The organism is Kitasatospora sp. NPDC059827, assembly GCF_042731675.1.
In the GTDB taxonomy this organism is placed as follows: Bacteria; Actinomycetota; Actinomycetes; order Streptomycetales; family Streptomycetaceae; genus Kitasatospora.
Map to the genome: position 1 here is coordinate 32883 of NZ_JBHWIV010000014.1, position 24282 is coordinate 57164.

Consider the following 24282-nt stretch of genomic DNA (forward strand, 5'->3'; position numbering starts at 1 on the left):
CGCGCCGAGGTACGTACCCAAACCTGTGGTGGTCCGAACACGGTACGTGACGGGGCGGGTTCGGGGTTGACGGGGCGTGGAAACCCGGTGTCCGACGGGGGTGCGGGTCCGCTACAGTCCGCCGGTGGCCGACCGGACCGGCCCGATCCACCGGACACGCCCCAGGGCCAGAGCACGAGGAGCACGACCCCGCATGAGCACCGACGACCGACCCGTACCCTCGTTGACCGGTGGCGAGCGCGAGATGCTGCGCGAGTTCCTGGACTTCCACCGGGCGACCCTCGCCATGAAGTGCGAGGGCCTGACCGACGAACAGCTGCGGCAGCGCTCCAGTCCGCCGTCCGCGCTGAGCCTGCTCGGGCTGGTGCGGCACATGGCCGAGGTGGAGCGCACCTGGTTCCGCCGGGTGATCGACGGCGAGGACGTCCCGCTGGTCTGGTCCCCCGACGGGGACTACCAGGTGGCCTACGACCCGACCGGCGCCACCCGTGCCGAGGCCTTCGCCGCCTGGCGGGCCGAGGTCGAGCACTCCCGCCGGATCGAGCTGGCGGCGCCCTCGCTGGACGTCACCGGCTACCAGGCGCGCTGGGGGGCCGAGGTGTCGCTGCGGCTGGTGATGCTGCACCTGATCCACGAGTACGCCCGGCACAACGGGCACGCGGACTTCCTGCGGGAGGCCATCGACGGCACGGTCGGGGCGTAGGGCGTAGGGCGTAGGCCTTGGGGGCGTGGGGGCCCGGGGCCGGGGTGGCGGGCTACCAGCCGAGCAGGTGGGTGCGGGCGGTGAGGGCCGCCAGCACCGACTTGGCGGTGGTCTCCGGCGTGAGGTCGGTGGTGTCCAGCTCGTGCGGGGTGGCGGGGGCCGCGCCGGTGAGGACGACGTAGTGCAGGGCCGCGCCGGTGGTGCGGCTCTCGCGGCGGAAGGTGTCCAGGGTCGCCGGGGCGTCGGCGCACTCGACGACGACCTGGTAGCCGCCGGTGGCGTAGGCGAAGGCGGCCTGGGCGGTGGCCGCGAGCGCGGTGGCCTGCTGCCGGTCGGCCCCGGGCAGCTGCGGCGGGACCTGGCCGTTGCGGATGACCCGGAGGAAGTCGTCCGTCCGCAGGTGGACGCTCGGGCGCAGCTCCTGGACGAGCAGCCCCGCGACCGGGCTGCCGCCCCCTGCTCCACCGGCGGCCCCGGTGGGATCGGCGGCCCCGCCGGGGTCGACGAGGACGAGGACGCCTCCGGCGCCCCGGCCGCCCCCGAGCTCCGGCCCACCTACGGTCGTACGGTTCACAGCTGCTGATCCCTTCGCGGGCCGGGGACGGGACGGGTACGGACGGGCAGCCGGGGCGAGACGGTGGGCGTGCGGAGGAGCCGGTCGCCCCGGATACGGACAGCCGACCGCCTCGTCCCTACGACTGATGCGTTTCGGGGATCAACCTAGTCCAAACGGGTGCCCCGAGTCGTCCCCCTCCCGGCCAGTGGGCGGGTCGCCGGACCCGTTCAGCGCTCCTCGGCGCGCAGCACGATCGGGTTGGTGAGGGCCGCCATCGGCCCCCACGGCAGGTCCGGACCCATCGCGTTGCCCTTGCCGGACGTCCCGTCCGCCCTCGGGTGGCGCACCTCGGCGCGGACGTAGGCGGCCAGCGAGGCCGTGGTGCGCCAGACGACCGTGCCGGAGCCGTCGGCGGGCAGCGACTCCTGGTGCAGCTGCCCCTCGTCGGTGATCAGCCGGACGGTGCCGCCGGGCACGCCGGAGACGGCGAGCCGGACGTCCACCGGGGCGTCGGCCGGGACGGTCAGCTCCTCACCGATGCCCGCCCGGCGGCCGTGGCCGGTGGCGGTGAGGTCGAGCCGGACGGCGGCGGACTCGGCCAGCCAGCTGCGCCCGGCGCGCAGCCCGTCGAGGACGGCGTCGCGGGTGAGGTCCTCGGCGAGGACGACGTTGTGCGGCAGGCCGATGACCTGGGGCGCGCTGTGGGCGTCGCTGTTGCCCATCGCGGGCCGCCAGGAGCGCCCGCCCCGCAGGGCCACCGCGAGCTCGGAGTCCCAGGTGTCGACGGCCGACTCGTCGTCGTAGGTCCACGGCCCGTTCCACACCTCGACGGCATCGGCCTGCTCGTAGCCGAACTTCCACTGGCAGGCGACGTACGGGCAGTACGGGTGCGCGGGCACCACCAGGCCGCCGGAGCGGTGGACCTGGCGGACGAAGCGCGGGAACTCCTCGTCGCGCGAGCGGTAGCGCCAGTCGACGAACTGGCCGGCCTCCAGGCCCAGGGCCAGCCAGTGGCCGTTGCGGGTGGTGACCTCCTCGCCGGGCACGATCAGCAGGTCCGGGCCGGCCAGCGGACCCCAGACGGCGTGCGAGGAGCTGGTGTTGTGGTCGGTGGAGACGATGAAGTCCAGGCCCGCGGCGCGGGCCCCGGCGGCCACCTCCTCGGGCAGGCGGCGGCCGTCGGAGTGCACGGTGTGCAGGTGGCAGTCGCCCCGGTACCAGGCCCGGCCGCGGCCGCGGGCCCGCTCCGGCGGGTAGTGCGGGGTGAACTCCGGCCCCGGTTCGCCGAACCGCAGGGTCACCTCGACGTGGTACTCCAGGCCCTGCGGGGCGACCTGGTACGGGCCCAGGACGAGGTGCCAGGTGCCCGGGTTGATCGGGCCGGGGAGGTAGCCGGGGGTGGCGGAGCCGCGGGCGAGCGCGAACTCGGTGCGGAAGCCGCCGGACCAGCCGCGGAAGCCGTCGCCGCCGAGGTCGGTGCCGCGCTCGTCGAAGATGCCGATGTCGCAGGAGTTGCCGGGGGTGCCGGCCGGGACCGGCGGCTTGTCGTAGCCGTAGGAGACGGCGATCTCGCGGACGCCCTCGGGGACTTCGAGCGGGAGGTAGACGAAGTCGGGGGAGCCGGTGGGGAGGTGGCCGGTGAGGGTGAGGGTGCGGTCGGTCCGGTTCGCGTCCTGGTCCGCGTGGCGGTCCGCGTCGCGCTTCGGGGCGGCCGAGGCGGTGCCCGCGGCACCGGCCGTGGCGGCCAGGCCGAGGGCGGTGGCGGCGCCGGTGGCGAGGCCGGTGCGGAGCAGGTCGCGGCGGGCGGGGTGCGGGGGAGCGGCGGGCTGCGCGGGCCGGGCGGGGGGCGTCGGGTCGGTGGGAGGTGTGGGGTCGGCGGGCATCGGGGCCTCCGGGCTGGGGTGGGCTGGTCCGTCCGTTCGCCTACCCCCGGGGGTGAACCCGGGGTGAGGCGGGACCCACCGGGGTGGGGCGGGCCGGTGAAAGAGGGGCCCGGCCAGGGCGGGGCGAGTTGCGGGGAGTGACGGATGACCGGTTCATAGTCATGTGGTGGTTCGTACGGCAGGTGACGACGGGGCGGTCGGGAGGCAGGCGTGGCACTGAGTCGGCGGACGCTGCTGGCGGCGGTGGTGGGCGGGGGTGCGCTGGCGGGGTGCGGGTCGAGGCACGGTGCGGAGGGGGGCAGGGCAGCCGTCGGCTCGACGGGGACTCCTGCGGGGACCTCTTCGCCGAGTCCTTCGGCGACCTCTTCGCCGAGCCCTTCGGCGGCGCCTTCGGGGAGTCCTGCGGGCACGGCGTCGGCCGAACCCTCCGCTGCCGCGACCCCCCGGGAGCCGGGCCGGGCCGAGCTGGTCCAGCGCTACGCGGCCGTGGCGCCGACCGCCTGGGGCCTGGACCTCTCCGGGGTGGTCACCGGGCTGCCGGAGGGCCAGCAGGCCACGGCGCTCACCTTCGACGCCTGCGGGGGACCCGGCGGGAGCCGCTACGACGCCGAGCTGATCGACTTCCTGCGCGCCCACGATGTCCCGGCCACGCTGTTCCTGAACGCCCGCTGGATCGACGCCAATCCGCGCACCTTCGAACAGCTCGCCGCCGACCCGCTCTTCGAGATCGGCAACCACGGCACCGTGCACCGCCCGCTCTCCGTGACCGGCCGGTCGGCCGAGGGGATCGCCGGCACGGGCGGGGTCGGCGAGGTGTACGACGAGGTGGCGGGCAACGCCCACAAGCTGACCGAGCTGCTCGGGCACCCGCCGCGGTTCTTCCGCTCCGGCACCGCGTACTACGACGACGTCGCCGTCCGGGTGGTCGCCGACCTGGGCGAACGGATCGCCGGATTCACCGTGAACGCGGACGGCGGGGCGACCCTCCCGGTCGCCGAGGTACGGCAGGAGGTGGCGTCGGCGCCGCCGGGGGCGATCGTCATCGGGCACATGAACCAGCCCGGCCACGGCACCGCCCGCGGGGTGGCGGCGGCGCTGCCGGGGCTGCTGGCGGCGGGGCGGCGGTTCGTCCGGTTGTCCGACGTGCTGTGAGCCCGAGGGTCAGGCCAGGCGGAGGCCGCCCGGGTGCCGCTCCTCGATGATGTCGACCAGCCAGTCGAAGACCGTCGGGCCCTTGCCCGCCCGGGCGGCGGCCAGCTCGGCCGCGACCTGCGCGCGGTTGGTGGGGTGGACCCGGGGGAGCTGCCGTTCCAGCTGGCGGACCGTCTCCGGGTAGCCGAGGGCGCGGCGGGAGGCCTCGTGGTCGCGCCACTCGATGACGTAGTCGTCATCGTCCGGCGTGCCGAAGCCGCCGCTCAGGCAGTCGGCGAAGGCGTCCAGGTTGCGGCCGAAGTAGCCGTCGGCGCCGATCTTCCGACCGACCTCCGCCCAGAAGTCCTCCAGGTTGCCGATCTTCCCGCCGTCGAGCACATAGGTCACCGTCACGGGGACGAGGATATGCCCGGGCGGCGAACCGCCGGGTGACGGCCGGTTACGACTGAACGGCGATCGCGGTGGCGAGCAGCCCGTCGCGCACCGCCCAGCGGCCCTCGAAGCCGTCCAGGCGGCGGCCGCCGACCACGGGGCCGGGGACCAGTAGCCGGGCGGTGAAGGTGCCGTCGGGGGAGAGGTCGAGCTCGGCCTCGTGGAAGTCCAGCCACAGCCGGGTGAGCGGGAACCAGGCCTTGTAGACCGACTCCTTGGCGCTGAACAGGATGCGGTCCCACGGCGTGTCCGGGTGTTCGGCGGCGAGCTTCGCCAGCCGTTCCTGCTCGACCGGCAGGGCGACGGAGTCCAGCACGCCCTCGGGGAGCGGCAGCGCGGGCTCGGCGTCGATGCCGACCGAGGCCAGGGTGCCGGCCCGGGTGACGGCCGCCGCGCGGAAGCCGTCGCAGTGGGTGAGGCTGCCGATCACGCCGTCCGGCCAGCTCGGTGCCCCGCGCAGGCCCGGGACGAGCGGGCGGTACGGGACGCCGAGGCGGGCCAGCGCGGTGCGGGCGCAGTGGCGGACGGTGGTGAACTCGCGGCGGCGCTTGTCCACGGCGCGGGCGACGGCGGCCTCCTCGGCGGGCTCCAGCCGGGCCTCGGGCGGGTCGTCGTAGGCCACCTCGGTCACCACGACGTCCGGCAGCAGGTCCCCGATCATGCGTTCCCCCCTGGGTCGGCGAGCGCGGGCGGCGGGCCGCGCGGAGCGAGCCTAACGCGGGCGGGCGGGCCCGGTCCGTGATCTTCGGCAAATCGGGGCCGCTCGCGCAGCGCCGGGAGCCCGGACCGGGGCCGCCCGCCCGGCGGCCGTCACCGGAAGGCCGTCACCGGGGGCGGCCGTCACCCGAAGGCGGCCGCGAGTGCGGCTGTCGGGGTCGGGTGCTGCCCGGGCGCGGAGCTGTGGTGACTGCCCGTCACTGTCCGAGCAGGTGGGCGAAGTCCAGTCCGAGGCTGCCGAGGACGGGCAGTGCACCGAGGTCGGTCACGCCGCCGACCGGGATGCTGTAGCCCTGGTTCACCTCGCGGGTCGCGGGTGCGGCGGCGGGCGAGGGGGCGGCGAGGGCGGGTGCGGCGAGGGCCGGGCTCAGGGCGGCGCCGAGGAGCAGGGCGGCGAGGGCGGTGCGCATGGGGGCGGGCCTCCGGGGCGGGCGGTCGTGACGGCCTGTCAACACCCTGTGTGGCGAGGCGGTCACGCATCTTCGCCCCTTCGGCCGCATTGGTAAAGATCCTTGCCTTGTGTTCATGGCAACACCAGGGAGGTCTGGACCATGCCGAGGACGGGCGCATACGTTCCCTTCACCGGGTGGGCATCGGATCGTCGGATCGGTCGCCGAACTGCACTGCGGCCTCGGTGACTTCTGGCTGTCATGCCCATGACCTTTCCCGGGATCGTCGAACCGGAGGGAACGAACCATGCGCGCCATCGGCAAGAACCTCAGGATCCTCGCGGGCGCCCCGCTCGCCGCCGCCGCCCTCATCGCCCTGACGGCCGGCTCCGCCAGCGCCGCGATACCGATCAACAAGCCGATGACCGGCAAGGCCACGTACTACACCGACGCGGGCTACGGCGCCTGCGGCACCCAGATCAACGCCTCCAACCAGATGCTGGTCGCCGTCTCGCACACCTGGTGGACCACCGCGAACCCCAACAACGACCCGGTGTGCAAGGGCATCTCGGTCAAGGTCACGTACCAGGGCAAGACCATCACCGTCCCGGTGAAGGACCAGTGTCCGTCCTGCGACTCCACCCACATCGACCTCAGCCAGCCCGCCTTCGCCAAGCTGGCCCCGCTCGACAAGGGCGTGATCAACGGCCTCACCTGGCAGTTCGTCAAGGCCGGGCTGAACGGCAGGACCGTCGAGCTGTCCGAGCCCGTCACCGGCTCGACCATCGGCTGACAGTCGCCCACCCCGCCGGGTCCACCTCCGCCGCTCGTGTGCGTGCGTACGGGGGTGGGCCCGGAGCTCTCAACTGCCAGGCGGGGAAGCCTCTGTGGCGCCGAGCCGTGGGGCCATGGCGAGCAGCAGCTGGACCGCCGGGGAGGCCGTCCGAGGGTTGTGGGCCAGGCCCAGTGAGACCGTCGGCACCGGGCGGGCCAGGCGGCGCAGGCTGACACCGGGGATCCGGAAGACCCGGGCCCGGCCCGCCGGGATCGGCGCGATGCCGTGGCCCGCCGCCACCGCGAGCAGCAGCTGCTCGTCGTCCGGCTCCTCGCGGACGATCCGGGGCGGCCGGTCGGGCCAGAGCTGGCCGGTGATCGACGCGTGCATCCCGGGCCCGTTGTCGCGCGGCCACAGCACCACCGGCTCGTCCCGGATCGCGCCCCGGTCGAGCCGACCGCGGCCCCGGGCGAGCGGGTGGCCGCTCGGCACCGCGAGCAGCAGTTCCTCCTCGGCGATGACCCGGCAGGCCAGCTCGGGGACGTCCAGCGGCGGACGGACGAAGGCCGCGTCCAGTCGCCCGGCGAGCAACTCGTCGACGTTGAGGGCGGTCCAGCCGGTCTGCAGGGCGACGTCCACCCGGGGGTAGCGGCTGCGGAACTCGCCCATCAGGGTGTCCGAGACGCCGCCGCGGGCCGAGCGGGTGTACGCCACCCGCAGGCTGCCCTGCTGCCCCCGGGCCACCGCCGCGATCCGCCGGTCGGCCTCGGCCACCTGGTGCAGCAGCTGCCGGGCCTCCTCGGCGACCGCGCCGCCGATCGGGGTCAACGTGCAGCCCCTGCTGGTGCGTTCGACCAGCTGCACGCCGAGCTGCCGCTCCAGCGCCTTGATCTGCTGGCTCAGCGCGGGCTGGGCCACCCGCAGTCGGTGGGCGGCCCGGGTGAAGTTCAACTCCTCGGCCAGGACGGCGAAGTAACGCATGCGACGGAGGTCCACCGGGCGATGATAGGCCCGCCGCGGTGGACCGGCGCCGGGCCCGCGCGCCGCCCACCGGCGGCGATAAGGGCGCCTTATCGCCGGAGGACGCAACCGGTCTTGGACGCCTCGCCGCCCGCCCCGCTTTCCTGGAATCCGGCCACCGCGGCCACCGCGGCCAGATCGGCCGGATCGGCCGGCGGGGAGTCGGTAGGAGGGGATCACCGTGGGTGTGGGCGTTGGTACGGGTGTTGGTACGGGCGTGGATGCGGATCCGGACCTGGGCGTGGGCCTGGACGTGGTCGTGATCGGCAGCGGGATCATCGGGCTCACCACGGCCCTGCGCCTCCAGGAGCAGGGCCTGCGGGTCGGGGTGGTGACGGCCGACGGGCTGCTGTCCACGGTCTCGGCCGTGGCCGCCGCCGTCTGGTACCCGGTGGGTGTGGAAGCGGGCGAGCAGGTGGCCGCCTGGTCGGCCGCCACCTACGCCGAACTCGCCCGGCAGGCCCGCGCCGGCGTGCCCGGCGTCGTCCTGCGCGACACCTGGATGCCCGCGCTCCGGCGTCAGGACGGCGGCACCCCCTGGTGGGGCGCCGGCGTCCCCGACCTGCGCCGACTGGAGCCGGCCGACCTCGCCCCGGCCTACGCGGACGGCTGGCGGTTCACCGCCCCCACGGTCGAGATGCCGCGCTACCTGCCCTGGCTGCTCGGCCGCTTCCGCGACGGCGGCGGCAAGGTGCTCCACCGGCGGCTCGACACCCTCCGGCAGGCCGGCGCCTGGGCGCCCGTGGTGGTCAACGCCGCCGGCCTCGGCGCCCGGCTGCTGTGCGGCGACGACGCGGTGCGGCCGGTGCGGGGACAGCTCGCCCTGGTGCGCAACCCCGGTCTGCGGGCCTCGCTGCGGATCCAGGACGAACCGGCCGGGTACACCTACGTCCACCCGCGCAGCCGGGACGTCGTCCTCGGCGGCACCTTCGAGGAGGGCAGCTGGGACCTGTGCGGCGACCGGGCGGCGGCCGAGGCGATCCTGGCCCGGTGCGCGGTGCACGTCCCCGAGCTGCGCGGAGCCGAACTCATCGGCTGCCCGGTCGGCCTGCGGCCCGACCGCAGGGGCGGGGTGCGGCTGGCGGTCGAGGAGGCGGCGGAGGGGGAGACGACGGAGAGGAAGGCGGCGGGCGGGGAGGCGGCGGCCGGGCTCCGGATCGTGCACAACTACGGGCACGGCGGCGCGGGCGTGACGCTGAGCTGGGGGTGTGCGGACGCGGTGGTGGAGCTGGTCGGGGCGGGTGCCCGGATCCGATGATTCGTCCTGCGGGGTGCGGCCGTCGGTGACTAGAATCCCGGTCCGTCGTGCGGTCGTTCCGCCCCGAAATCCATTCCTGCGGAGGAGTCTTGGCCTCGATAACCCTCGACGCCGAGCGCCGCGTCCGCGCCGACGCCGGACGCGTCCGGATCGCCGCCGTCGACGCGCTGCGCTCGCTCGGCTTCCAGGTCACCTCGGAGCAGGCCACCGTGGTGGAGGCCCGGCGCGGCTCGGTCGTGCGCTCCGCCATGCTGCTGCCCGACGAAGTCCCGCTCGCGGCGCGGCTCCAGTTCGCCGCCGCTGCCGCGACCGACGGGAACGGCACCACGGTGTCGGTGCACCTCACCGACCGGGCCGTCTCGGTGGTCGCCCTCGGCGTGCAGTCCCCGTACGTGACGGCGTACCAGAACGCGCTGTTCGCCCTCGACCGGGCGCTGACCGCCCTCGACCCCGAGGCGGCGACGGGCTTCCCGCAGCCCCGGTGGTGGACCAGCGCACCCCAGGCCGAGACGCTGGCTCGGCACCACCAGACCGGGCAGCGGGTGGTCGGCGGCGTCACCGCCATGATCAACGACCGGCTCTCCGGCACCCCCAGGCGCACCGGGCCCTCGCTCTGGAGCGGGGTGCAGGGCGCCGTCTTCCACTCCCGCGCCGGCGTACTCGGCCTGGACCACTCCGCCCTGGCCGCCCTGCTGGCGATACCGGTGATGATGAGCAGCCGGCCGGACGGCGTACCGGAACAACTCGGCGCCGAAGTGGCCCGGTTGGCCGCCGAGGTGGAGGGCTGCCTGGCAGCGGTCGGGTTCGGTGTGGTGGACGTGCGGATCGGCAGCGAACAGCGCCCCGCCTTCGAGTTCCTGTACCGCCAGTTCGGCATCCGCTCCCAGCTGCCGGTCCGCACCCTGTGCACCTGCCGGGACTGCCGGCAGACCAAGGTGGTGAACCTGGACCTCCAGCGGATGCGGGAACGGCGGACGCGGCTCAAGCTCATCACCACCGTCGTCCGCGCCGGCCACGGCAAGAACGGTGAGATCAACCCCTTCGCGATGATCGGGGCGTTCCTGCAGCAGGGCAAGGTCGAGCCCGACTTCATCTGCTCGCGCTGCGAGAGCACCGCGGCCGACGAACACCCGGTGACCTTCTGCCCGGGCTGCGGGGACATGCGCACGGAGGGGGCGCTGATCGGCTGCGGCGAGTGCGGGTACGACTTCGAGGCGCTGGTGGCGGGAGTGGCGGTGTGGGGCGCGGCGCTGCCTCCGGTGCCGCCGGTCGCACCCCCGCCACCGGTGGCGCCGCCGCGCCCGGCGGTCCCGCCGCCTGCCGTCCCGCCGATGCCGACCGCGGCCCCGATACCGGCCCCGCCCGCCGCGCCGCCCGCCGCCCCGCCCGGCTTCGGCCCGCCGCCCGAGGGCTTCACCCCGCCGCCGCCCCCGACCTGCGGCATCTGCGGCGGCAGCTACCCCGTGCTGTGGTCCGTCCAGGTCCTGGACGGCGCCAACCCCCGTCCGCTCACCGTCTGCCGTACCTCCCCGCACTGCTCCCCGCCCTCGGTGATCCCTCCGGCGCGACTGCGCTCCTAGTGGGCTGAGCAGTTGATCGGGCTGCCGGTCGCACACGGTCGGCCCCCGTGTCACGGGCCGAACCCGTACTCCACGAACGGCAAGGACACCATCACGCCGAAGCAGAAGCTCCCCGTCGGGCTCGTCCTGGGCGAGACCACCGCGCTGTCCGACGCGGACATCGCTGCGGTGGAGGCCATGTACAAGTGGCCTGACCAGCGGTGGCCACCGGTTCGGCCGACGGCGCGCCGGTGGTGGTGCTCACGGAGTTCGACAGCTCGCTGCGGGAGGTCAGGTCCGTCGACGAGCGCGTCCTCGGTGAGTTCCGGCGTCACTACCCGGACGCCGTCGATCTCTGACCGGACTCGACGTCCGCTGAGGCCCGGCCCCGGCGTGGTGGTACTGGGTTCACCAGGGATGCGGATACAAGATCCATAGCGGGCCCGTGTCGGGGTGCTCTAACGTCGAGCCATGACGATTCCACCCCGGTTGGGGCGCCTGGCGCGGCGGGCGCGGCGGGACACCGGCTTCCTGGCCACGGGTGTCCCGCTGCACCTGGCGCTGGTGCCCGCGTGGGCCTGGGGCACGGCGACCATTGCCAGGACGGGGGACTGGACGCTCGCGCTCCCGGTGTCCGTCGCCCTGGTCCTGAGCGGCGTCCCGGTGCTGACGATGGTTCAGCGGTACCGGCACCGGGCGCTGCTCGGGGTGGACATCCGTCGCTCGGCGCCCGTGCCGCAGCGGTGGTCGCCGACCACGGCCCTGCGGTGGCTCTCCTCGCCGCGCGCCTGGCGCCAGGTCGGCTACCACCTGGTGCTGGGCCCGCTGGTGGCCTTGGCGGAGCTGTTGGTGCTGGTGGCGGCGGCGGTGGGTCTGGCGGGCGCCACCGGGTACGGCTGGGTGTGGGCGCTGCCGGTCGGGGCGCGGCGCGCCTGGTTCGGCTGGGCGACGCTGATGCCGTGCTACACCGTGCTCGGCCTCCTCCTGCTGTCCCTCCTGCCCTGGCTCGCCGGGGTGGTGGCCCGGGCGGAGTCGCGCTCCGCCGTGGCGCTGCTCGGACCCAGCCGGGCCGATCGGCTCCAGGAGCGGGTCGCACACCTGGCGAGCAGCCGTACCGACCTGATCGAGGCGGTCGATGCCGAGCGCCGCCGGATCGAGCGCGACCTGCACGACGGCACCCAGCAGCGGCTGGTCTCGCTGGCGGTCAACCTGGGACTGGCCATGGCCACCAGCCCCGACCTGCCGGGCGAGACCCGGGAGATGCTGGCGGAGGCGCACCTGGAGGCGAAGGCGGCGATCACCGAACTCGGCGATCTGGTACGCGGGTTGCATCCGGCGGTGCTCGAGGACCGCGGCCTGGACGCGGCGTTGTCCGGACTGGCCGCCCGCGTTCCGCTGCCGGTGCGCCTGCGGGTCGAGCTGCCGGATCGGGCGGCGCCCGCCGTGGAGTCGGTTGCGTACTTCGTGATCTCCGAGGCGCTGGCGAACGTGACCAAGCACGCCGGCGCCTCACGGGTCGAGGTGACGGTCCGACGGGTCGGGACGGTCCTGCGGTTGAACGTCACCGACGACGGGCTGGGCGGCGCCGACCCCTCCGGTGGTACGGGGTTGAGCGGGCTGGCCAAGCGGGTGGGCTCCGTCGACGGCGTCCTCCGGCTCAGCAGCCCCGTCGGGGGACCGACGACCGTGACGGTGGAGCTGCCGTGCGCGCGGTGATCGCCGAGGACTCGGTGCTGTTGCGGGTCGGCCTGGCCAAGGTACTGGAGATGGGCGGCTTCCAGGTCGTCGCGGAAGTCGGCGATGCGGAAGCCCTGTTGGCCGCCGTCGAGGAGCACCGGCCCGAACTCGCCCTGGTGGACGTCCGGATGCCGCCCACCTTCACCGATGAGGGCGTGCGGGCGGCCACGGCGATCCGCCGCAGCCGGCCGCGCACGGCGGTGGTCCTGCTCTCGCAGTACGTGGAGGAGCGGTACGCCGCTGACCTGTTGGCGAACAACACGAGCGGAGTGGGCTACCTGCTCAAGCAACGCGTGGCCGATGTCCAGGACTTCGCGGCAGCGGTACGGCGGGTGGCCGAGGGGGGAACGGCGCTGGACCCCCAGGTCGTCGCCCAACTCCTGCTCCGCCGCGGCGACCCCCTGGCCGCCCTGACCCCGCGCGAGCGGGAGGTGCTGGCCCTGATGGCGGAGGGCCGGTCCAACGCCGGCATCGCCGAGGCGCTGACGGTCGGTGAGAGTGCGGTGGCCAAGCACATCAACAACATCCTCGCCAAACTCGACCTGCCGGTGGCCGATGCGGACCACCGCCGGGTGCTCGCCGTGCTGCGCTTCCTGGGCGCGTCCAGGGACTGAACCCGGGGGGCGGCGGGGGCGGGCCCCGTTGTTCGCGTCCAGTCCCGTCGTGATCCTCGGGGCACCCGCGCGGCCGTGCGCACGGCGGCGTCAGGCGTGGATCGGACGCAGCACCGCGTAGTACGCGAACGGCGGACCGTACAGCCGGGCGACCCGCAGCCCGGCTCCCTCCGCCAGGCTGATCAGCGAGGACGGCCGGATCTGGTGCCGGTCGAAGAACTCGCCGACCACCAGCCGCCCGAACGGCTTCAACGTCCGGCGCAGCTCGGCCAGTGTGCGCGCCGGATCCGGGATCTCGCCCAGCGCCGTCACCAGGTAGGCCGCGTCGAACGAGCTGTCCGCAAAAGGAAGTTCATGGGCGTCGGCGCAGGTCGGCATGATGGTGCCGACGCCCTGCTCCTTGGCCCGGCGGCCCACGTGGTCGAGCATCTCCTGCTGGATGTCCACGATGTCCAGCCGGCCGCCCGGGCCCAGCTGCGGTGCGACGTGCAGCGACTGCAGGCCGGTTCCGGGGCCGATCTCCAAAATCCTCTCGCCCTCCCGGGCCTGCAGCACGTGGTCCAGGCGCTTCAAGGTCAGGAACGGTAGCGGCAGGTCGAGCAGCCAGTGCTGGGAGTACGGGTACGGCGCGGAGTCGGTGAACCACCAGGTGGCGACGGCGGCGGCAGCGCCCGCGCCGATCAATGCTCGTGAATTCCTCATCATTCCTCCATAAATATCCGGCAGGGCCATCGAGGCTTCTCTGATGGATCGTCAGTTTTGGTTGTGTGCAATCTGCTTGCGCCCGGCGTCGGCGCCGGTGTTGCGGACCGGACCGCAGGCGCCGATCACGTCACGAGCTGTTCCGCTCAGCGGCCCGGCCGAGGGAAGGTCCGGGTCGCGAGAACCGCGCAGGCCACCGCCAGCGGCACCTCGGCGAAGACCGCCATGAGCGCCGCCTGCGTGAAGTCCGAACCCGGGGCGGCCGTCATGGTGTCGAACCAGGCGTCGACCAGCAGCAGGGCCGAGGTCGCGGCGGAGGCCAGGCAGGCCCGGCGGTCGCCGCGCCTGAGGAGCAGTCCGGTGGAGAGCAGGCCGAGCGCCTCAAGACCGTCCAGACCCGTCCACTGAGTGCTCGCCATGACACCTGACTCCCTCCCGTGCCCGTTCCTCGGGCACGCCATCAGCATGTCGTTCGCGCGCACCGGAGGCAGTAGCGCTCCTATCCGAGTTGATGGTGGTGCTAGGTACCGGCCGTCGAGGCGGTCACGACCGTCTTCGCGGCGACCGCTTCTCGCGCGGCGGCCGCGCGACCTACTCCGGCGACGCGGTGCGGGTCTGCGCCCGCGCCCGCGCCTGCGGACTCGCAGGCGCGGGCGGGAGGGTCAGAGGTGGCGTTCGACGGCCTCGAAGATGTCGGCGTCGGTCTCCTGCTGCCACTTGGGGAGGTCGTCCCAGTCGGCGGTGTAGGCGGGTTTGGGGGCGGCGATGTGGTGGTGGATCTGGGCGATCCAGCAGAGGGCGACGAAGCGGCCCTTCTGCTCGCGGGTGAGCTTCGAGGTGCTCCCACCGCTGACGGTGATGAAATCGCGGACCTGGCCGAACACGGCGGCTGCGGCAGCCCGTTCCCAGTCGGGCGTCTCCTCCCAGGGGGAGACGTAGCCGGGCTTGGGATCGCCGGGGAAGTGCTTGCGCACCCCGGCGATCCAGGCCTCGCGGAAGATCCGGCCGTCCTCGGTCATGGGGGATTCCTTCTCGGTGGTGGGATCGATCCCGTTGCGCAGGTACCGGGTTCGGCCGTCGGTGAGTGAGTGCAGGGCGGCCTGGAACCGGCGGCGTTGACGGGGACGGAGTCTGACGGCGGCCTCGGCGGCGGGAAGGAAGAGCGCCTCGGAGAGTTCGTCGTCGTGCGGGCGCACGGCGGCGGCGAGGGCGGGAGTGAGGACGCCGGCGTCGAAGACGAAGGCGAGTTGATCGTCCCAGGGGCCGTGCGGGGCGACCCAGTCGACGACGAGGAGGCGGTGGACGGTGATGTCCAGGCCGAGTTCCTCCCGCAGCTCCCGGACGGCCGCACGGTCGGGCGGCTCGTTGGCCTCCGCCATGCCACCGGGCAGGTCCCAGGCCGGCTTGTAGGTCGGGTTGACGGTGAGGATCCGGCCGGCGTCGTCGCGCAGGATGACGTCCGCCGAGACGCGCTTGCGCGCCTGTCGTGCGTTGCCCTCGGCGAGGTGGGCGTTCCAGGCCTCGGTGTCGGTGGTGGTCGGCCTCATGATGGACCTCTCCGGGGCGACGGGATGATGTCGGCGAGCAGGAGGAGTCTGATTCTGCTCGCTTCGTCGAATCGTGCCAGGAATTCCCGCACCGGGCCGTAGTCGCGGTGGTTCCGGAGGAGCGCGGCCAGGCCGTCGAGTTGGTCGACCACGCGCACGGAGCCGAGGGCCGGGCTGGTGGTGAGGAGTTCGCTGCCGACGGTGACCGAGGCGTCCAGATCGCCGTGCTGGGCGTAGGCGCGGGCCAGGGCGATCCGGCTGAACGCGAGCGAGCGCGCCCGGCCCTCGGTGCGGAGGGCAACTGCCCGTTCGCCGTGTCGAAGCGCCTCGGAGTGCCGTCCGAGGTCGGCGTGGATCAGCGCGGATTCACTCGCCAGGGTGGCCTGGTCGAACGGGCTCAGCCAGGGATGTGCGATGTCCGCCCGGTCGGCGAGTGCGGCTCCCGCGCGATCGAGTGAGCGGACGGCGGAGCCGAACTGGTCGGAGGCCGCGAGCGACCTGGCGAGCATGGTGTGCAACCGGGAGGTGAGGCCGGGTAGGTGCGGGCCTCGCCGAGCGAGGTCGATGCCGACCGACGCCCAGTGCGAGGCGCGGACCGGATCGCCGCTGTGGAGCGCCAGATGGCTCGTGCTGGCGGCGATGTTGGCGGCGAGCAGGAGGTCGGCGGCGGCCTGGGCGAGCGCGAAGGCGCGGGTGAAGTGGCGTGCGGCCGTGTCGTCGCGGCCCGAGTCGTGGGCCATCCAACCGGCCATCTCGGTGAGGGCGGAGGCGGCGGCGAAGACGTGGGGGTTGCTGTCGATGTCGACCAGCCGTGGAGCCACGTTCACGGACAGGTGGCGGACGACCGCCGTGTAGAGCCGTCCGCCACCGCTCTGCCGGTCGGCGGCCCGGAAGGCCTCGACGGCGGTGAGATCGTCGTCGGCCCCCGGCTCCGGTGCGACCGGAGCCGGGGGCGAGGACACGGCGCCGGGCTCCCATGACCGTTGGGCGAGACCCAGGAGCTGCCCAGGGATCCGGAACGCGTCGGTGATCTGCTCGAACAGGGAGAGCTTCTCGACCCGGGTCTTGCCGTTCATGTAGTCGTAGAGGCGGCCTTGGGTGATGTCCGCGGCGGTGGCCAGGCGACGTGTGCTGATGCCACGGGAGTTCAGGAGGCGGAACACCGCACCCATGTCACGGGCCGCGCAGGCCGACCGGAAGCGCTCGTTGTCGATGAGCCCCGCGACGACTTCGCTCGGGTCTGGTCGACGCTCCACCGCTCGCTCCCCTGAAGGTTGAGCCAATACTACGGCTACGGAGAGTGCGGTGACTCCGACTCGGAGTCACAGGATCGGAGTCCTCCCGGCAGCCTCTCGGCGGGTTGGGTCGGTGAGTGCTCCGGTACCGGGTCGTGTCCCTGGAAGGAGCGGCGATCGGCCGGGCGGTGCTGCGAGAGCAGGGCGGCCCTGACCTCACTGAGGAGTGACCCGTGATGAACCAGCGCGCTGGAGTGGTCGACCGTGGTCGGGTTGTGCGTCCGGCCACGGCCCTGTTGCCGTACCGGGGGGAGTCGGTGGGGGAGGCACGTCGCATGGTGCGGGGGAAGCTGGTGGAGTGGGGGTTGCCGGAGCTCATCGATGCTGCGGAGGTGGTCGTCAGTGAACTCGTGACCAATGCGGTGAAGACGGGGTGCCTGGCGCGGATGGCCGTCACTGTTCGCCGGGTCACCGATCGAACCGTGCGCGTGGCGGTGCGGGACGGGTCGCGCATCCTGCCCGTGTTGATGGTGGCGGGGGAGGACGAGGAGGGGCACCGGGGGCTTGCGTTGGTCCACCACTTGACCGGCGGGCGTTGGGGGGTCTCTGTGGAGGCGTGCGGGAAGATCGTGCATGCGGATCTGGTGGTGGGCTGCTAGGTAAGAGAGGGGCGTGCGGGTGATGCCGATGCTCTATGTGGTGGTGTGTGCGGCCGGAGTGGCCGGTGGGGTAGGGGAGTTGGTCTCCGCAGCGCAGGGGCGGGGGTGGTCCGTCGGTGTGGTGGCGACTCCGTTGGCGATGGGGTTCATCGACGTGGAAGGGGTTGAGGAGCAGACGGGTTTCCCGATCCGTTCCGCCTGGCGGAAGCCCGGGGATCCCCGTCCCCTGCCCGACCCGGACGCGCTGGTGGTCTCGCCGGCCACCTTCAACACGATCAACAAGTGGAGCGCCGGGATTTCGGACACCCTCGCGCTGGGCATCCTCTGCGAGTCCTACGGCTGGGGCATCCCCGTCGCCGTCCAGCCCTGTCTGAGTGCGGCCCAGGCGGCGCACCCGGCGTACGGGGAGAGCCTGGAGCGGCTGCGGCGGATGGGCGTGCGGATCGCGGAGTTCACGCCCGGGTCGTACAGCTGGACCCGGGCGCTGGACCTGCTGGGGGACTGACAGGGTGGCTGGTCCGGCGGCGCGATCCTGGCAGTGTGCGGGTGTTGCCCCGTGAGCGGCCCGGAGTAGCGTCCGGGCAGGTCGGCGACGGTGTGGGAGGTTCCGGTGGCAGCGGTCAACGGCGAGGTGTCGTTCTGGTACGCGGCGGAGGGGGTTCCGCAGCCGGGCCCCGCCCTGCCGGGAGACCGGGACGTGGACGTCTGCGTCGTCGGCGGCGGGTACACCGGACTGTGGACGGCCTACTACGTGAAGAAGGCCGAACCCGACCTGCGGGTAGCCCTGTTGGAGCGCCGCTTCTGCGGTTACGGCGCCTCGGGGCGCAACGGCGGGTGGCTGTACAACGGCTTCGCCGGCCGCGGGGCCTTCGCCAGGACGTACGGCCGGGGCCGGGCGGCGGCGATGCAGCGGGTGATGGACGCATCGGTCGGCGAGGTCGTGGAGACCGCGGCCGCCGAGGGGATCGAGGCGGACGTCGTCCGGGGCGGCGTGCTCGAAGTGGCCCGGAGCAGGCCGCAGTTGGAGCGGTTGAGGGCCTTCGCCGAGACCGAGCGGGGTTACGGCGAGGGCCGGGTGGAGGAGCTCTCCGCGAAGGAGGCCGGCGAGCGCGTCAATGCCGCGGGCGTCCTCGGCGGGGCGTGGTCGCCGTACGGGGCCCGGATCCAGCCGGCCAAGCTCGTGCGGGGCCTGGCGCGGGTGGTACGGGAGTTGGGGGTCGAGGTGTACGAAGGCACGCCCGTCACCGGGATCGTCCCCGGCGGCGACGGCCGCCGCCCGCGCGCCGTGACGCCGTACGGCACCGTCACCGCCGACCGCGTGCTGCGCGCCACCGAGGGGTTCACCGCCGGGCTGCGCGGCGAGCGGCGGACCTGGCTGCCGATGAACTCGGCGATGGTGGCCACCGAGCCGCTGTCCGCGGAGTTCTGGGCGGAGGCCGGCTGGCAGGGCCGGGAGGTGCTCGGGGACTTCGCGCACGCCTACATGTACGCCCAGCGGACCGCCGACGACCGGATCGCCCTCGGCGGGCGGGGCGTGCCGTACCGCTTCGGCTCGCGGACGGACTCGGACGGTAGCACCCAGGTGGAGACGGTGCGCCAGCTGCGCCGGATCCTGAACGACTTCTTCCCCGCCGCCGCGCACGCCCGGATCGACCACGCCTGGGCCGGGGTGCTGGGCGTCCCCCGGGACTGGTGCGCGACGGTGGAGCTGGACCGGGCGAGCGGGCTCGGCTGGGCGGGAGGGTACGTCGGCAGCGGGGTGACCGCCACCAACCTGGCCGGCCGCACCCTGCGCGACCTGGTGCTGGGGCGGGACACCGAACTGACCGCGCTGCCCTGGGTGGGGCACACCGTGCGGCGCTGGGAGCCGGAGCCGCTGCGCTGGCTGGGGGTGCAGGCGATGTACGCCGCGTACCACGCCGCCGACCGGCAGGAGGCGGCCGGACGGGCCACCACCTCGCCGATCGCCCGGGTCGCGGACCTGGTCTCCGGGCGAATCTGACGGGCCGTTCGGCCGAGGCGCGCGGCTGGTCTGCCGGGTGCCGCGCCGTGCACCGCGCACCGTTGGGGCGTGCTGAGGAGAACCCTGCCGGCCCTGTGCCTCACCCTGCTGCTCTGCGTGCCCGCGAGCCGCGCGTATGCCGCCCGTGCCGTGTCCGTCACCCGCGCCGCGTCCGTCGCCCATGCCGCGTCCGTCACCCGCGCCGCGCCCGTTGCCCGCGCCGCGTCCGCCGTGCCCGCCACCGCGGGGGACGGGGAGGTGGTCGCCGTGGACCAGGCGTCCCGCCGTGTCCTCGTGCTGCGGGGAGTCGAGGAGCTGATGGAGTACCAGGGCGTCGACCGTCCGCCCGTCGTGTGGTCCTGGGCGGCCGACCGGGCGCCCGACCTCGGAGACCTGGACCCCGAGCAGAGCTGGACCGACCCGGACGAGGCGAAGGGCCGGACCCTGGACGGCCGGCATTACCTGCTGACCACGGCCTCCGGCGGGCTCGCCGCCGTCGTCGACACCGCCACCGGCGCCAGCCGCTGGGCGGCGGACCTCGGTGGGGACGTCAATCCGCACAGCATCGAGCTGCTCCCGGACGGCAACGTCGCGGTCGCCGCGAGTGCCGGCGGGTGGGTACGGCTGTACGCCGCCTCGCAGGGCTCCCGGGCCACCGCCCATGCGACGTTCCGGCTCCCCGGCGCGCACGGGGTGCACTGGGACGAGCGGACCGGCCTGCTCTGGGTGCTCGGCGACGGTGAGCTGACCGGGCTGCGGGTCGGCGGAGACCCGGACGCGCCCGCCCTGACCGCGGTCCGCAGCGCCCCGCTGCCCGACCAGGGCGGTCATGACCTCGCGCCCGTCCTGGGCTCGCCCGGCCGGTTCTGGGTGAGCACCCTGAACGGTGTCTGGCAGTACGACCCCGCCGCCGACGGGTTCACCGCCGTCCATCTGGCCGATCCCGCCGATCCCGCCCATTCCGCGGATCCGGCCGAGGGGCGGGACGTCAAGAGCATCGGTGACGAGCCCGGCACCGGGCGGCTGCTCACGGTGGTGCCGGACCACTCCCCGGCCTGCGACTGGTGCACCTCGGTGATCCGCCTGCACCGCCCGGAGGGGACGTGGAAGTTGACCGGCACGCAGCTGTACAAGGCGCGCTGGTGGGGCGGCCGGTAGCAGATCGGTGACGGACGGTAGTCGATCTTGGTCGGCGGGTCGGCGATACCACCCGTTCTGCTTACCGCGTTCGGCTGATGGGGCATATTGTGTACCCCGGCAAACTACTCCAATGGAAGTCAGTTTCCCCTCAGCGTCCGAAAACCATCTGCGGACCTGCGCCGACTGGGATAGCGTCGAAGCCGTCGGGGGGCCGACACCGCTCAGGTGTATTCGAACGTCAGCTACCGGGCCGTAATGGCCCGAATTGGTCCTGGAGAAAAGCATGCGGAATTCCCCGGAGGAAAGCCGGTCGGACGTCATCGACGATCTGCAGCTCGCGGTCGACTCGCTGGCGGCATTTCCGGCCCGGAATGCGGCCGGAACGGCGGACGTGACCGAACGACTCGCGGCGGTCGCCGCGCTCTGCCGGTCGGTCGACACGGTGCTCGACAGCCTGGTCGTGCAGGCCGCCGCGGAGGCGGCCGAGGAGGGCTGGACCGCGGCCCGGATGGCGGCCGAACAGTCCGGCTACTACGCCAGGTTGCAGCGGGCGCTGCTCCCCACCGTTGCCGGCGCCGGGCTGACGGAGCAGTGAGCGCCCTGCGTCCGGGCGTGCACGTGCTGTCCTGCCCCACCCGGTGGAGCGACGTCGACGAGAACGGGCACATCAACAACGCCCGGCTGGTCGGCTACGTCCAGGAGGGGATTTACGACCTGTTCCGCCACCACGCGACCGCCGTCCGGCAATCGCTGTTCCCGTCCGGATTCATTATCGCCCGGCATGAGATCGATTACCTGGAACAGTTGCACCACCGCCCCGAGCCTTTGTCGGTGCGGCTGACGGTGGAACACCTCGGGCGGAGTTCCGCACACGTCGAGGTGAATGTCTGCCGGGAACCGCTCACGTTTATGCGGGCGCGGACCGTAGTGGTCGCGCGGGACCGGGAATCCGGGCGTTCGCGCAAACTCAGCCAGAACGAGCGGCGCTTTCTGGCGGCGTTTATGTCGGTCTCGGCGGCCGGCTCGGCGCCGGACACGGCGCGTGGCGACCGCCGGGCGACCGGCGTTCCCGCCGCCGCTTCCGCCGCGGCGGCCCGGACGCCGGCGCCGACGCAGGTGCAGGCCTCGGAGTCGGCGCCGGTGCGCTGGGTGCCGGTCCGGTCCGGTGGCGGGTTGGGCTCGCCGCGCGGCCCGCGCCGGCGGTGCCGCACCTCGGCGGGCTGAACCGCCCGCCGAACCGCCTGCTGAACCGCCCGGCGACTGAACCGCCCGGCGACCGTGGGCTCCCGTGCCGGTGACGGCGCGGGCCGGCGGCGTGATCGACAACGGCGTCGATCCGTCGGTCCGGCCCCTCCCGTCCGGCCTCTCCCGTCCGGCCTCCTCCGCACCACAAGGGCACGGCGTCAGAGTTCCGTTCAGGACCGCCGCCCCACCCGCAGCGGCGGGTCCGCCCGGTCCGGAGCGCAGTACGCTGAGCAGCACGGGAACCGGTACGTCCCCCGGCGGTGACGGGCTGCGACCAGCAGCCCCCATGGGCCATCGGCCGCCGACCCGGCCCGGTCCCGCCGACCGGAAGGAGGACGCGATGACCATCTCCTGGGAGGACTTCCTCGCCCGTGTCGTGGAGCGCGGCGAGTACCGGGGCGAGGCGGAGGCGGATCACGCCGTCCGGGTCGTGCTCTGCCTGCTGGGTGAGCACCTGGTGGGCGCGGAGCGCGGCGAGCTCGCCGGGGCGCTGCCCACCACGTACGCGACGCTGCTCCGGGACGCCCGGCCCGCCGCCGAGCCGCTGACCGCCGAGCGCTTCGTCGAGGCCGTGGTGGGCTGGATCGACGGCGCCACGACCGCGACCGCGCAGTGGGACATCGGGGCGGTGCTGAGCACCCTGGCCGAGCTCGTCCCGGGGGAGCTGGTCGACCGGGTGGTCGAGCAGCTGCCGGACGGCTACGACCTGCTCTTCGGCCACCCGCTGCCCGCGTGAACAACCCTGCGTGCACAACCCTGCGGGTCAAGAGAGCGGGTCAGGGCGCCTCGCGGCCCGTGGTGGCCCGGAACAGCTCCGCGCCCGGCCCGGTCAGCTCGACCGGCCCGGCGCCCGGGGGCAGGTAGGCCGAGGCGCCCCGGGGCAGGTCGAGGCCGGGGTGTCCGGGGGCGTGCAGCCGGGCGCGGCCCGCGGTGCAGAGCAGGATCTGCGGGGTGGGCAGCTCGATCCGGACGGGGGCGGCCGACGGGTGCAGCCGGGAGAGCCGGAACTCCTCGGCGGGGGAGGGGAATTCGGCCTCGACGGCGGTGAGTGGGCGGGCTTCGAGGACGGCGGGTCCGGCGGCCCGGAAGTCGGTGACGGCCAGCAGTCCGGCCACGTCGACGTGCTTGCCGGTGAGCCCGCAGCGCAGCACGTTGTCCGAGTTGGCCATCAACTCGACGCCCACGCCTCGGAGGTACGCGTGCGGCACCCCGGCGGCGAGGTACAGCGCCTGGCCGGCGGCGAGCCGGACGTGGTTGAGCAGCAGCGCGGCGAGCAGGCCAGGGTCGCCGGGGTACTCCTCGGCGAGCCGGGCGTAGGCCGCGCAGGTGTCCGCGTGGGGGCCGCCGGAGGCCGCGGTGCGGCGCAGCGCCCCGGTCACGGTGGCGAGTTGGGGAGCGTCGGCGGCCAGTGCCCGGCGCAGCAGTGCGGGCAGTGCCTCGGCGGCGGGCCGCTCGCGCAGGGCGGCCGCCCAGGGGGCGAGCACGCCGAGGGCGTCCAGCAGCCGGGCCGTGGCGGCGGCCGGGCGGAAGCCGCAGAGGGCCTCGAAGTCACCGAGGGCGCCCAGTAGTTCGGGCTTGTGGGAGCGGTCCTTGTACACCCGCTCCGGGGCGGTGAGCGGGATGCCCCGGGCCTGTTCGGCGGCGTACCCGGCCTCGGCCTGGGCGCGGGTGGGGTGGACTTGCAGGGAGAGCGCCCGGTCGGCGGCCAGCACCTTGAACAGGAAGGGCAGTTCCGGGCCGAACCGCCGTACGGTGTCCGGCCCGAGCAGGCCGTCCGGGTCGGCGGCGATCAGTGCGTCGAGCGCCCGGCCGTCGGCCCGGGAGGGCGCGGAGGGGTGGGCGCCCATCCACAGTTCGGCCTGCGGGGTGCCGTCGGGGGCGGTGCCGGTGAGGGCGGGGATGGCGGTGGGGGAGCCCCAGGGGTAGTGGCGGACCGGGTTGTCGAGCAGGGTGTAGGGCGGCATGCCAGGGGTCTCCCGGGACTGTCAGCGGCAGAGCGCGGCGGCGCCGATCAGCCCGGCGTCGGTGCCGAGCTCGGCGCGGCGCACGTCCAGGCCTCGGACGTAGGACAGGGCGGCGTAGCGGTCCAGGTGGCGGGCGAGCGGGGCGAACAGCACCTCCCCGGCGGTGGCGACGCCGCCGCCGACCACCACCCGGTGGAGGTCGACCAGGGCGGCGGTGGCGGCGATCCCGGCGGCCAGGGCCTGGGCGGCCCGGTCGAAGGAGGCCAGCGCGACCGGGTCGCCCGCGGCGGCGGAGGCGGCGACGGCGCGGGCGGTGGCGTCCTCGCCGGGCGGGCGCCAGCCCTCGGCGAGGGCCCGGCGGGCGATCGCGGTGCCGCTGGCCAGGCCCTCCAGGCAGCCGCGGGAGCCGCACGGGCAGGGCTCGCCGTCCAGGTCGACGGTGATGTGCCCGAGGTGTCCGGCGTTGCCGCTGGGGCCGGGGCGGACGGCGCCGTCCAGCACCAGTCCGGCGCCGACGCCGGTGGACACCACCAGGCAGAGCGCGTTGGCGGCGCCCCGGGCGGCGCCCTGCCAGTGCTCGGCGGCGGCCATCGCGACGCCGTCGCCCGCCAGGCGGACCGGGAGTCCGGCCACCGCCGGGTGCGCGGCGACCTCGGAGACCAGCGGGAAGCCGCGCCAGCCGGGGATGTTGACCGGGCTGACGGTGCCGTCGGCGAGGTCGACCGGGCCGGCGCTGCCGATGCCGACGGCCGTCACGGCGGCCCAGTCGGGGGTGCCGGCCAGCTGGTCCAGCACCTTGTGCACGACGGCGAGCACGGCCGGGCCCGGCTCCCGGGCGGGGGTGGGCAGTTGCAGCCGGTGCCGCAGCCGTCCGGTGCCGTCGACCAGGGCCCCGGCGATCTTGGTGCCGCCGACGTCGACGGCGGCGAACAGGGGGGTGAGCGGCATGGCGGGCTCCAGGAGGGGTCGGCGGCGCCCCGGCCGGGCGGGCCG

27 protein-coding genes and 1 pseudogene are annotated in these 24282 nt (G+C 74.2%); 15 read left to right on the forward strand and 13 right to left on the reverse strand.

Annotated elements, in window-relative coordinates; genetic code table 11:
• Window positions 1-193: 193 nt before the first annotated feature.
• Entirely contained in the window at window positions 194-703 is a 510-nt protein-coding gene (locus ACFV8H_RS11830; protein ID WP_380398741.1) for a DinB family protein, read from the forward strand.
• Window positions 704-755: 52 nt separating this feature from the next.
• Here the strand turns inward: ACFV8H_RS11830 and ACFV8H_RS11835 are convergent, their stop codons facing one another.
• Window positions 756-1277 carry a hypothetical protein gene (locus tag ACFV8H_RS11835; protein WP_380398743.1) on the reverse strand — a complete coding sequence of 174 codons (522 nt, stop codon included), beginning with the start codon at window positions 1275-1277 and terminating at the stop codon, window positions 756-758.
• Window positions 1278-1486: 209 nt separating this feature from the next.
• Window positions 1487-3142 carry a CehA/McbA family metallohydrolase gene (locus ACFV8H_RS11840; RefSeq protein WP_380398745.1) on the reverse strand — a complete coding sequence of 552 codons (1656 nt, stop codon included), beginning with the start codon at window positions 3140-3142 and terminating at the stop codon, window positions 1487-1489.
• Window positions 3143-3628: 486 nt separating this feature from the next.
• Between ACFV8H_RS11840 and ACFV8H_RS11845 the strand changes: the two genes are divergently transcribed.
• Window positions 3629-4294, forward strand: coding sequence for a polysaccharide deacetylase family protein (locus ACFV8H_RS11845; RefSeq protein ID WP_380398747.1), 666 nt, complete (start codon window positions 3629-3631; stop codon window positions 4292-4294).
• A 9-nt stretch (window positions 4295-4303) separates the two neighbouring features.
• On the opposite strand, the gene ACFV8H_RS11850 is transcribed toward ACFV8H_RS11845, so the two are convergent.
• The 3 genes from ACFV8H_RS11850 to ACFV8H_RS11860 all read right to left on the reverse strand — a co-directional run bounded on the left by ACFV8H_RS11850 (window position 4304) and on the right by ACFV8H_RS11860 (window position 5853).
• Complete coding sequence (locus tag ACFV8H_RS11850) at window positions 4304-4687, reverse strand: barstar family protein (protein WP_380398749.1); 384 nt, start codon at window positions 4685-4687, stop codon at window positions 4304-4306.
• Window positions 4688-4733: 46 nt separating this feature from the next.
• Entirely contained in the window at window positions 4734-5387 is a 654-nt protein-coding gene (locus ACFV8H_RS11855) for a 4'-phosphopantetheinyl transferase (protein ID WP_380398751.1), read from the reverse strand.
• 253 nt (window positions 5388-5640) lie between these two features.
• Window positions 5641-5853: a hypothetical protein gene (locus ACFV8H_RS11860; protein WP_375894843.1), complete on the reverse strand. Its 213-nt coding sequence runs from the start codon at window positions 5851-5853 to the stop codon at window positions 5641-5643.
• Window positions 5854-6139: 286 nt separating this feature from the next.
• Here ACFV8H_RS11860 and ACFV8H_RS11865 point away from each other — a divergent pair, with 286 nt between their 5' ends.
• Window positions 6140-6625, forward strand: coding sequence for a cysteine/serine endopeptidase inhibitor (locus ACFV8H_RS11865; protein ID WP_380398753.1), 486 nt, complete (start codon window positions 6140-6142; stop codon window positions 6623-6625).
• 69 nt (window positions 6626-6694) lie between these two features.
• Here ACFV8H_RS11865 and ACFV8H_RS11870 read toward each other — a convergent pair whose 3' ends face one another.
• On the reverse strand, window positions 6695-7603 hold the full coding sequence (locus tag ACFV8H_RS11870; protein WP_380398755.1) for a LysR family transcriptional regulator: 909 nt from the start codon (window positions 7601-7603) through the stop codon (window positions 6695-6697).
• Between the two features lie 241 nt (window positions 7604-7844).
• Between ACFV8H_RS11870 and ACFV8H_RS11875 the strand changes: the two genes are divergently transcribed.
• From ACFV8H_RS11875 to ACFV8H_RS11895, 5 genes are all read left to right on the forward strand, one after another.
• Window positions 7845-8885, forward strand: coding sequence for an FAD-dependent oxidoreductase (locus tag ACFV8H_RS11875; RefSeq protein WP_380398757.1), 1041 nt, complete (start codon window positions 7845-7847; stop codon window positions 8883-8885).
• A gap of 89 nt (window positions 8886-8974) precedes the next feature.
• Entirely contained in the window at window positions 8975-10465 is a 1491-nt protein-coding gene (locus ACFV8H_RS11880) for a hypothetical protein (protein WP_380398759.1), read from the forward strand.
• Window positions 10466-10665: 200 nt separating this feature from the next.
• Entirely contained in the window at window positions 10666-10803 is a 138-nt protein-coding gene (locus tag ACFV8H_RS11885; RefSeq protein WP_380398761.1) for a hypothetical protein, read from the forward strand.
• A 112-nt stretch (window positions 10804-10915) separates the two neighbouring features.
• Complete coding sequence (locus tag ACFV8H_RS11890; protein WP_380398763.1) at window positions 10916-12160, forward strand: sensor histidine kinase; 1245 nt, start codon at window positions 10916-10918, stop codon at window positions 12158-12160.
• Window positions 12148-12795 (forward strand): response regulator, encoded by a 648-nt coding sequence (locus ACFV8H_RS11895; RefSeq protein ID WP_380398765.1) that lies wholly within the window; start codon window positions 12148-12150, stop codon window positions 12793-12795. Before ACFV8H_RS11890 ends, ACFV8H_RS11895 begins: the two co-directional genes overlap by 13 nt.
• Before the next feature lie 90 nt (window positions 12796-12885).
• Here the strand turns inward: ACFV8H_RS11895 and ACFV8H_RS11900 are convergent, their stop codons facing one another.
• The 5 genes and pseudogenes from ACFV8H_RS11900 to ACFV8H_RS11920 form a co-directional block, all read right to left on the reverse strand.
• Window positions 12886-13497, reverse strand: coding sequence for a class I SAM-dependent methyltransferase (locus tag ACFV8H_RS11900; RefSeq protein ID WP_380398767.1), 612 nt, complete (start codon window positions 13495-13497; stop codon window positions 12886-12888).
• Window positions 13498-13643: 146 nt separating this feature from the next.
• The gene (locus tag ACFV8H_RS11905) at window positions 13644-13916 is read right to left on the reverse strand and encodes a hypothetical protein (protein WP_380398769.1); all 273 of its coding nucleotides are present in this window, start codon (window positions 13914-13916) and stop codon (window positions 13644-13646) included.
• Window positions 13917-14159: 243 nt separating this feature from the next.
• Complete coding sequence (locus ACFV8H_RS11910; RefSeq protein WP_375894442.1) at window positions 14160-14516, reverse strand: hypothetical protein; 357 nt, start codon at window positions 14514-14516, stop codon at window positions 14160-14162.
• Between the two features lie 30 nt (window positions 14517-14546).
• Window positions 14547-15044: pseudogene (locus tag ACFV8H_RS11915) on the reverse strand (NUDIX domain-containing protein); the annotation flags it as partial.
• On the reverse strand, window positions 15041-16300 hold the full coding sequence (locus ACFV8H_RS11920) for a helix-turn-helix transcriptional regulator (RefSeq protein WP_380398771.1): 1260 nt from the start codon (window positions 16298-16300) through the stop codon (window positions 15041-15043). The gene ACFV8H_RS11920 and the pseudogene ACFV8H_RS11915, both read right to left, overlap by 4 nt.
• A 215-nt stretch (window positions 16301-16515) precedes the next feature.
• On the opposite strand from ACFV8H_RS11920, the gene ACFV8H_RS11925 reads away from it, so the two are divergent.
• The 7 genes from ACFV8H_RS11925 (at window position 16516) to ACFV8H_RS11955 (ending at window position 22061) form a co-directional block, all read left to right on the forward strand.
• Entirely contained in the window at window positions 16516-16938 is a 423-nt protein-coding gene (locus ACFV8H_RS11925; RefSeq protein ID WP_380398883.1) for an ATP-binding protein, read from the forward strand.
• 22 nt (window positions 16939-16960) lie between these two features.
• Window positions 16961-17443, forward strand: coding sequence for a flavoprotein (locus ACFV8H_RS11930; RefSeq protein WP_380398773.1), 483 nt, complete (start codon window positions 16961-16963; stop codon window positions 17441-17443).
• Between the two features lie 105 nt (window positions 17444-17548).
• On the forward strand, window positions 17549-18940 hold the full coding sequence (locus ACFV8H_RS11935) for an NAD(P)/FAD-dependent oxidoreductase (protein WP_380398775.1): 1392 nt from the start codon (window positions 17549-17551) through the stop codon (window positions 18938-18940).
• Window positions 18941-19009: 69 nt separating this feature from the next.
• Window positions 19010-20098, forward strand: a complete 1089-nt coding sequence (locus ACFV8H_RS11940) for a DUF6528 family protein (protein WP_380398777.1) — start codon at window positions 19010-19012, stop codon at window positions 20096-20098.
• A 265-nt stretch (window positions 20099-20363) separates the two neighbouring features.
• Window positions 20364-20675: a hypothetical protein gene (locus tag ACFV8H_RS11945; protein WP_375894358.1), complete on the forward strand. Its 312-nt coding sequence runs from the start codon at window positions 20364-20366 to the stop codon at window positions 20673-20675.
• Entirely contained in the window at window positions 20672-21304 is a 633-nt protein-coding gene (locus ACFV8H_RS11950; RefSeq protein ID WP_380398779.1) for an acyl-CoA thioesterase, read from the forward strand. The genes ACFV8H_RS11945 and ACFV8H_RS11950 overlap by 4 nt, the downstream gene beginning before the upstream one ends.
• A gap of 361 nt (window positions 21305-21665) precedes the next feature.
• The gene (locus ACFV8H_RS11955) at window positions 21666-22061 is read left to right on the forward strand and encodes a DUF2267 domain-containing protein (RefSeq protein ID WP_380398780.1); all 396 of its coding nucleotides are present in this window, start codon (window positions 21666-21668) and stop codon (window positions 22059-22061) included.
• Window positions 22062-22101: 40 nt separating this feature from the next.
• Here ACFV8H_RS11955 and manA read toward each other — a convergent pair whose 3' ends face one another.
• Entirely contained in the window at window positions 22102-23289 is a 1188-nt protein-coding gene (gene manA / locus ACFV8H_RS11960; protein ID WP_380398782.1) for a mannose-6-phosphate isomerase, class I, read from the reverse strand.
• A gap of 21 nt (window positions 23290-23310) precedes the next feature.
• Window positions 23311-24237, reverse strand: a complete 927-nt coding sequence (locus ACFV8H_RS11965) for an ROK family protein (RefSeq protein WP_380398784.1) — start codon at window positions 24235-24237, stop codon at window positions 23311-23313.
• Window positions 24238-24282: the final 45 nt, after the last annotated feature.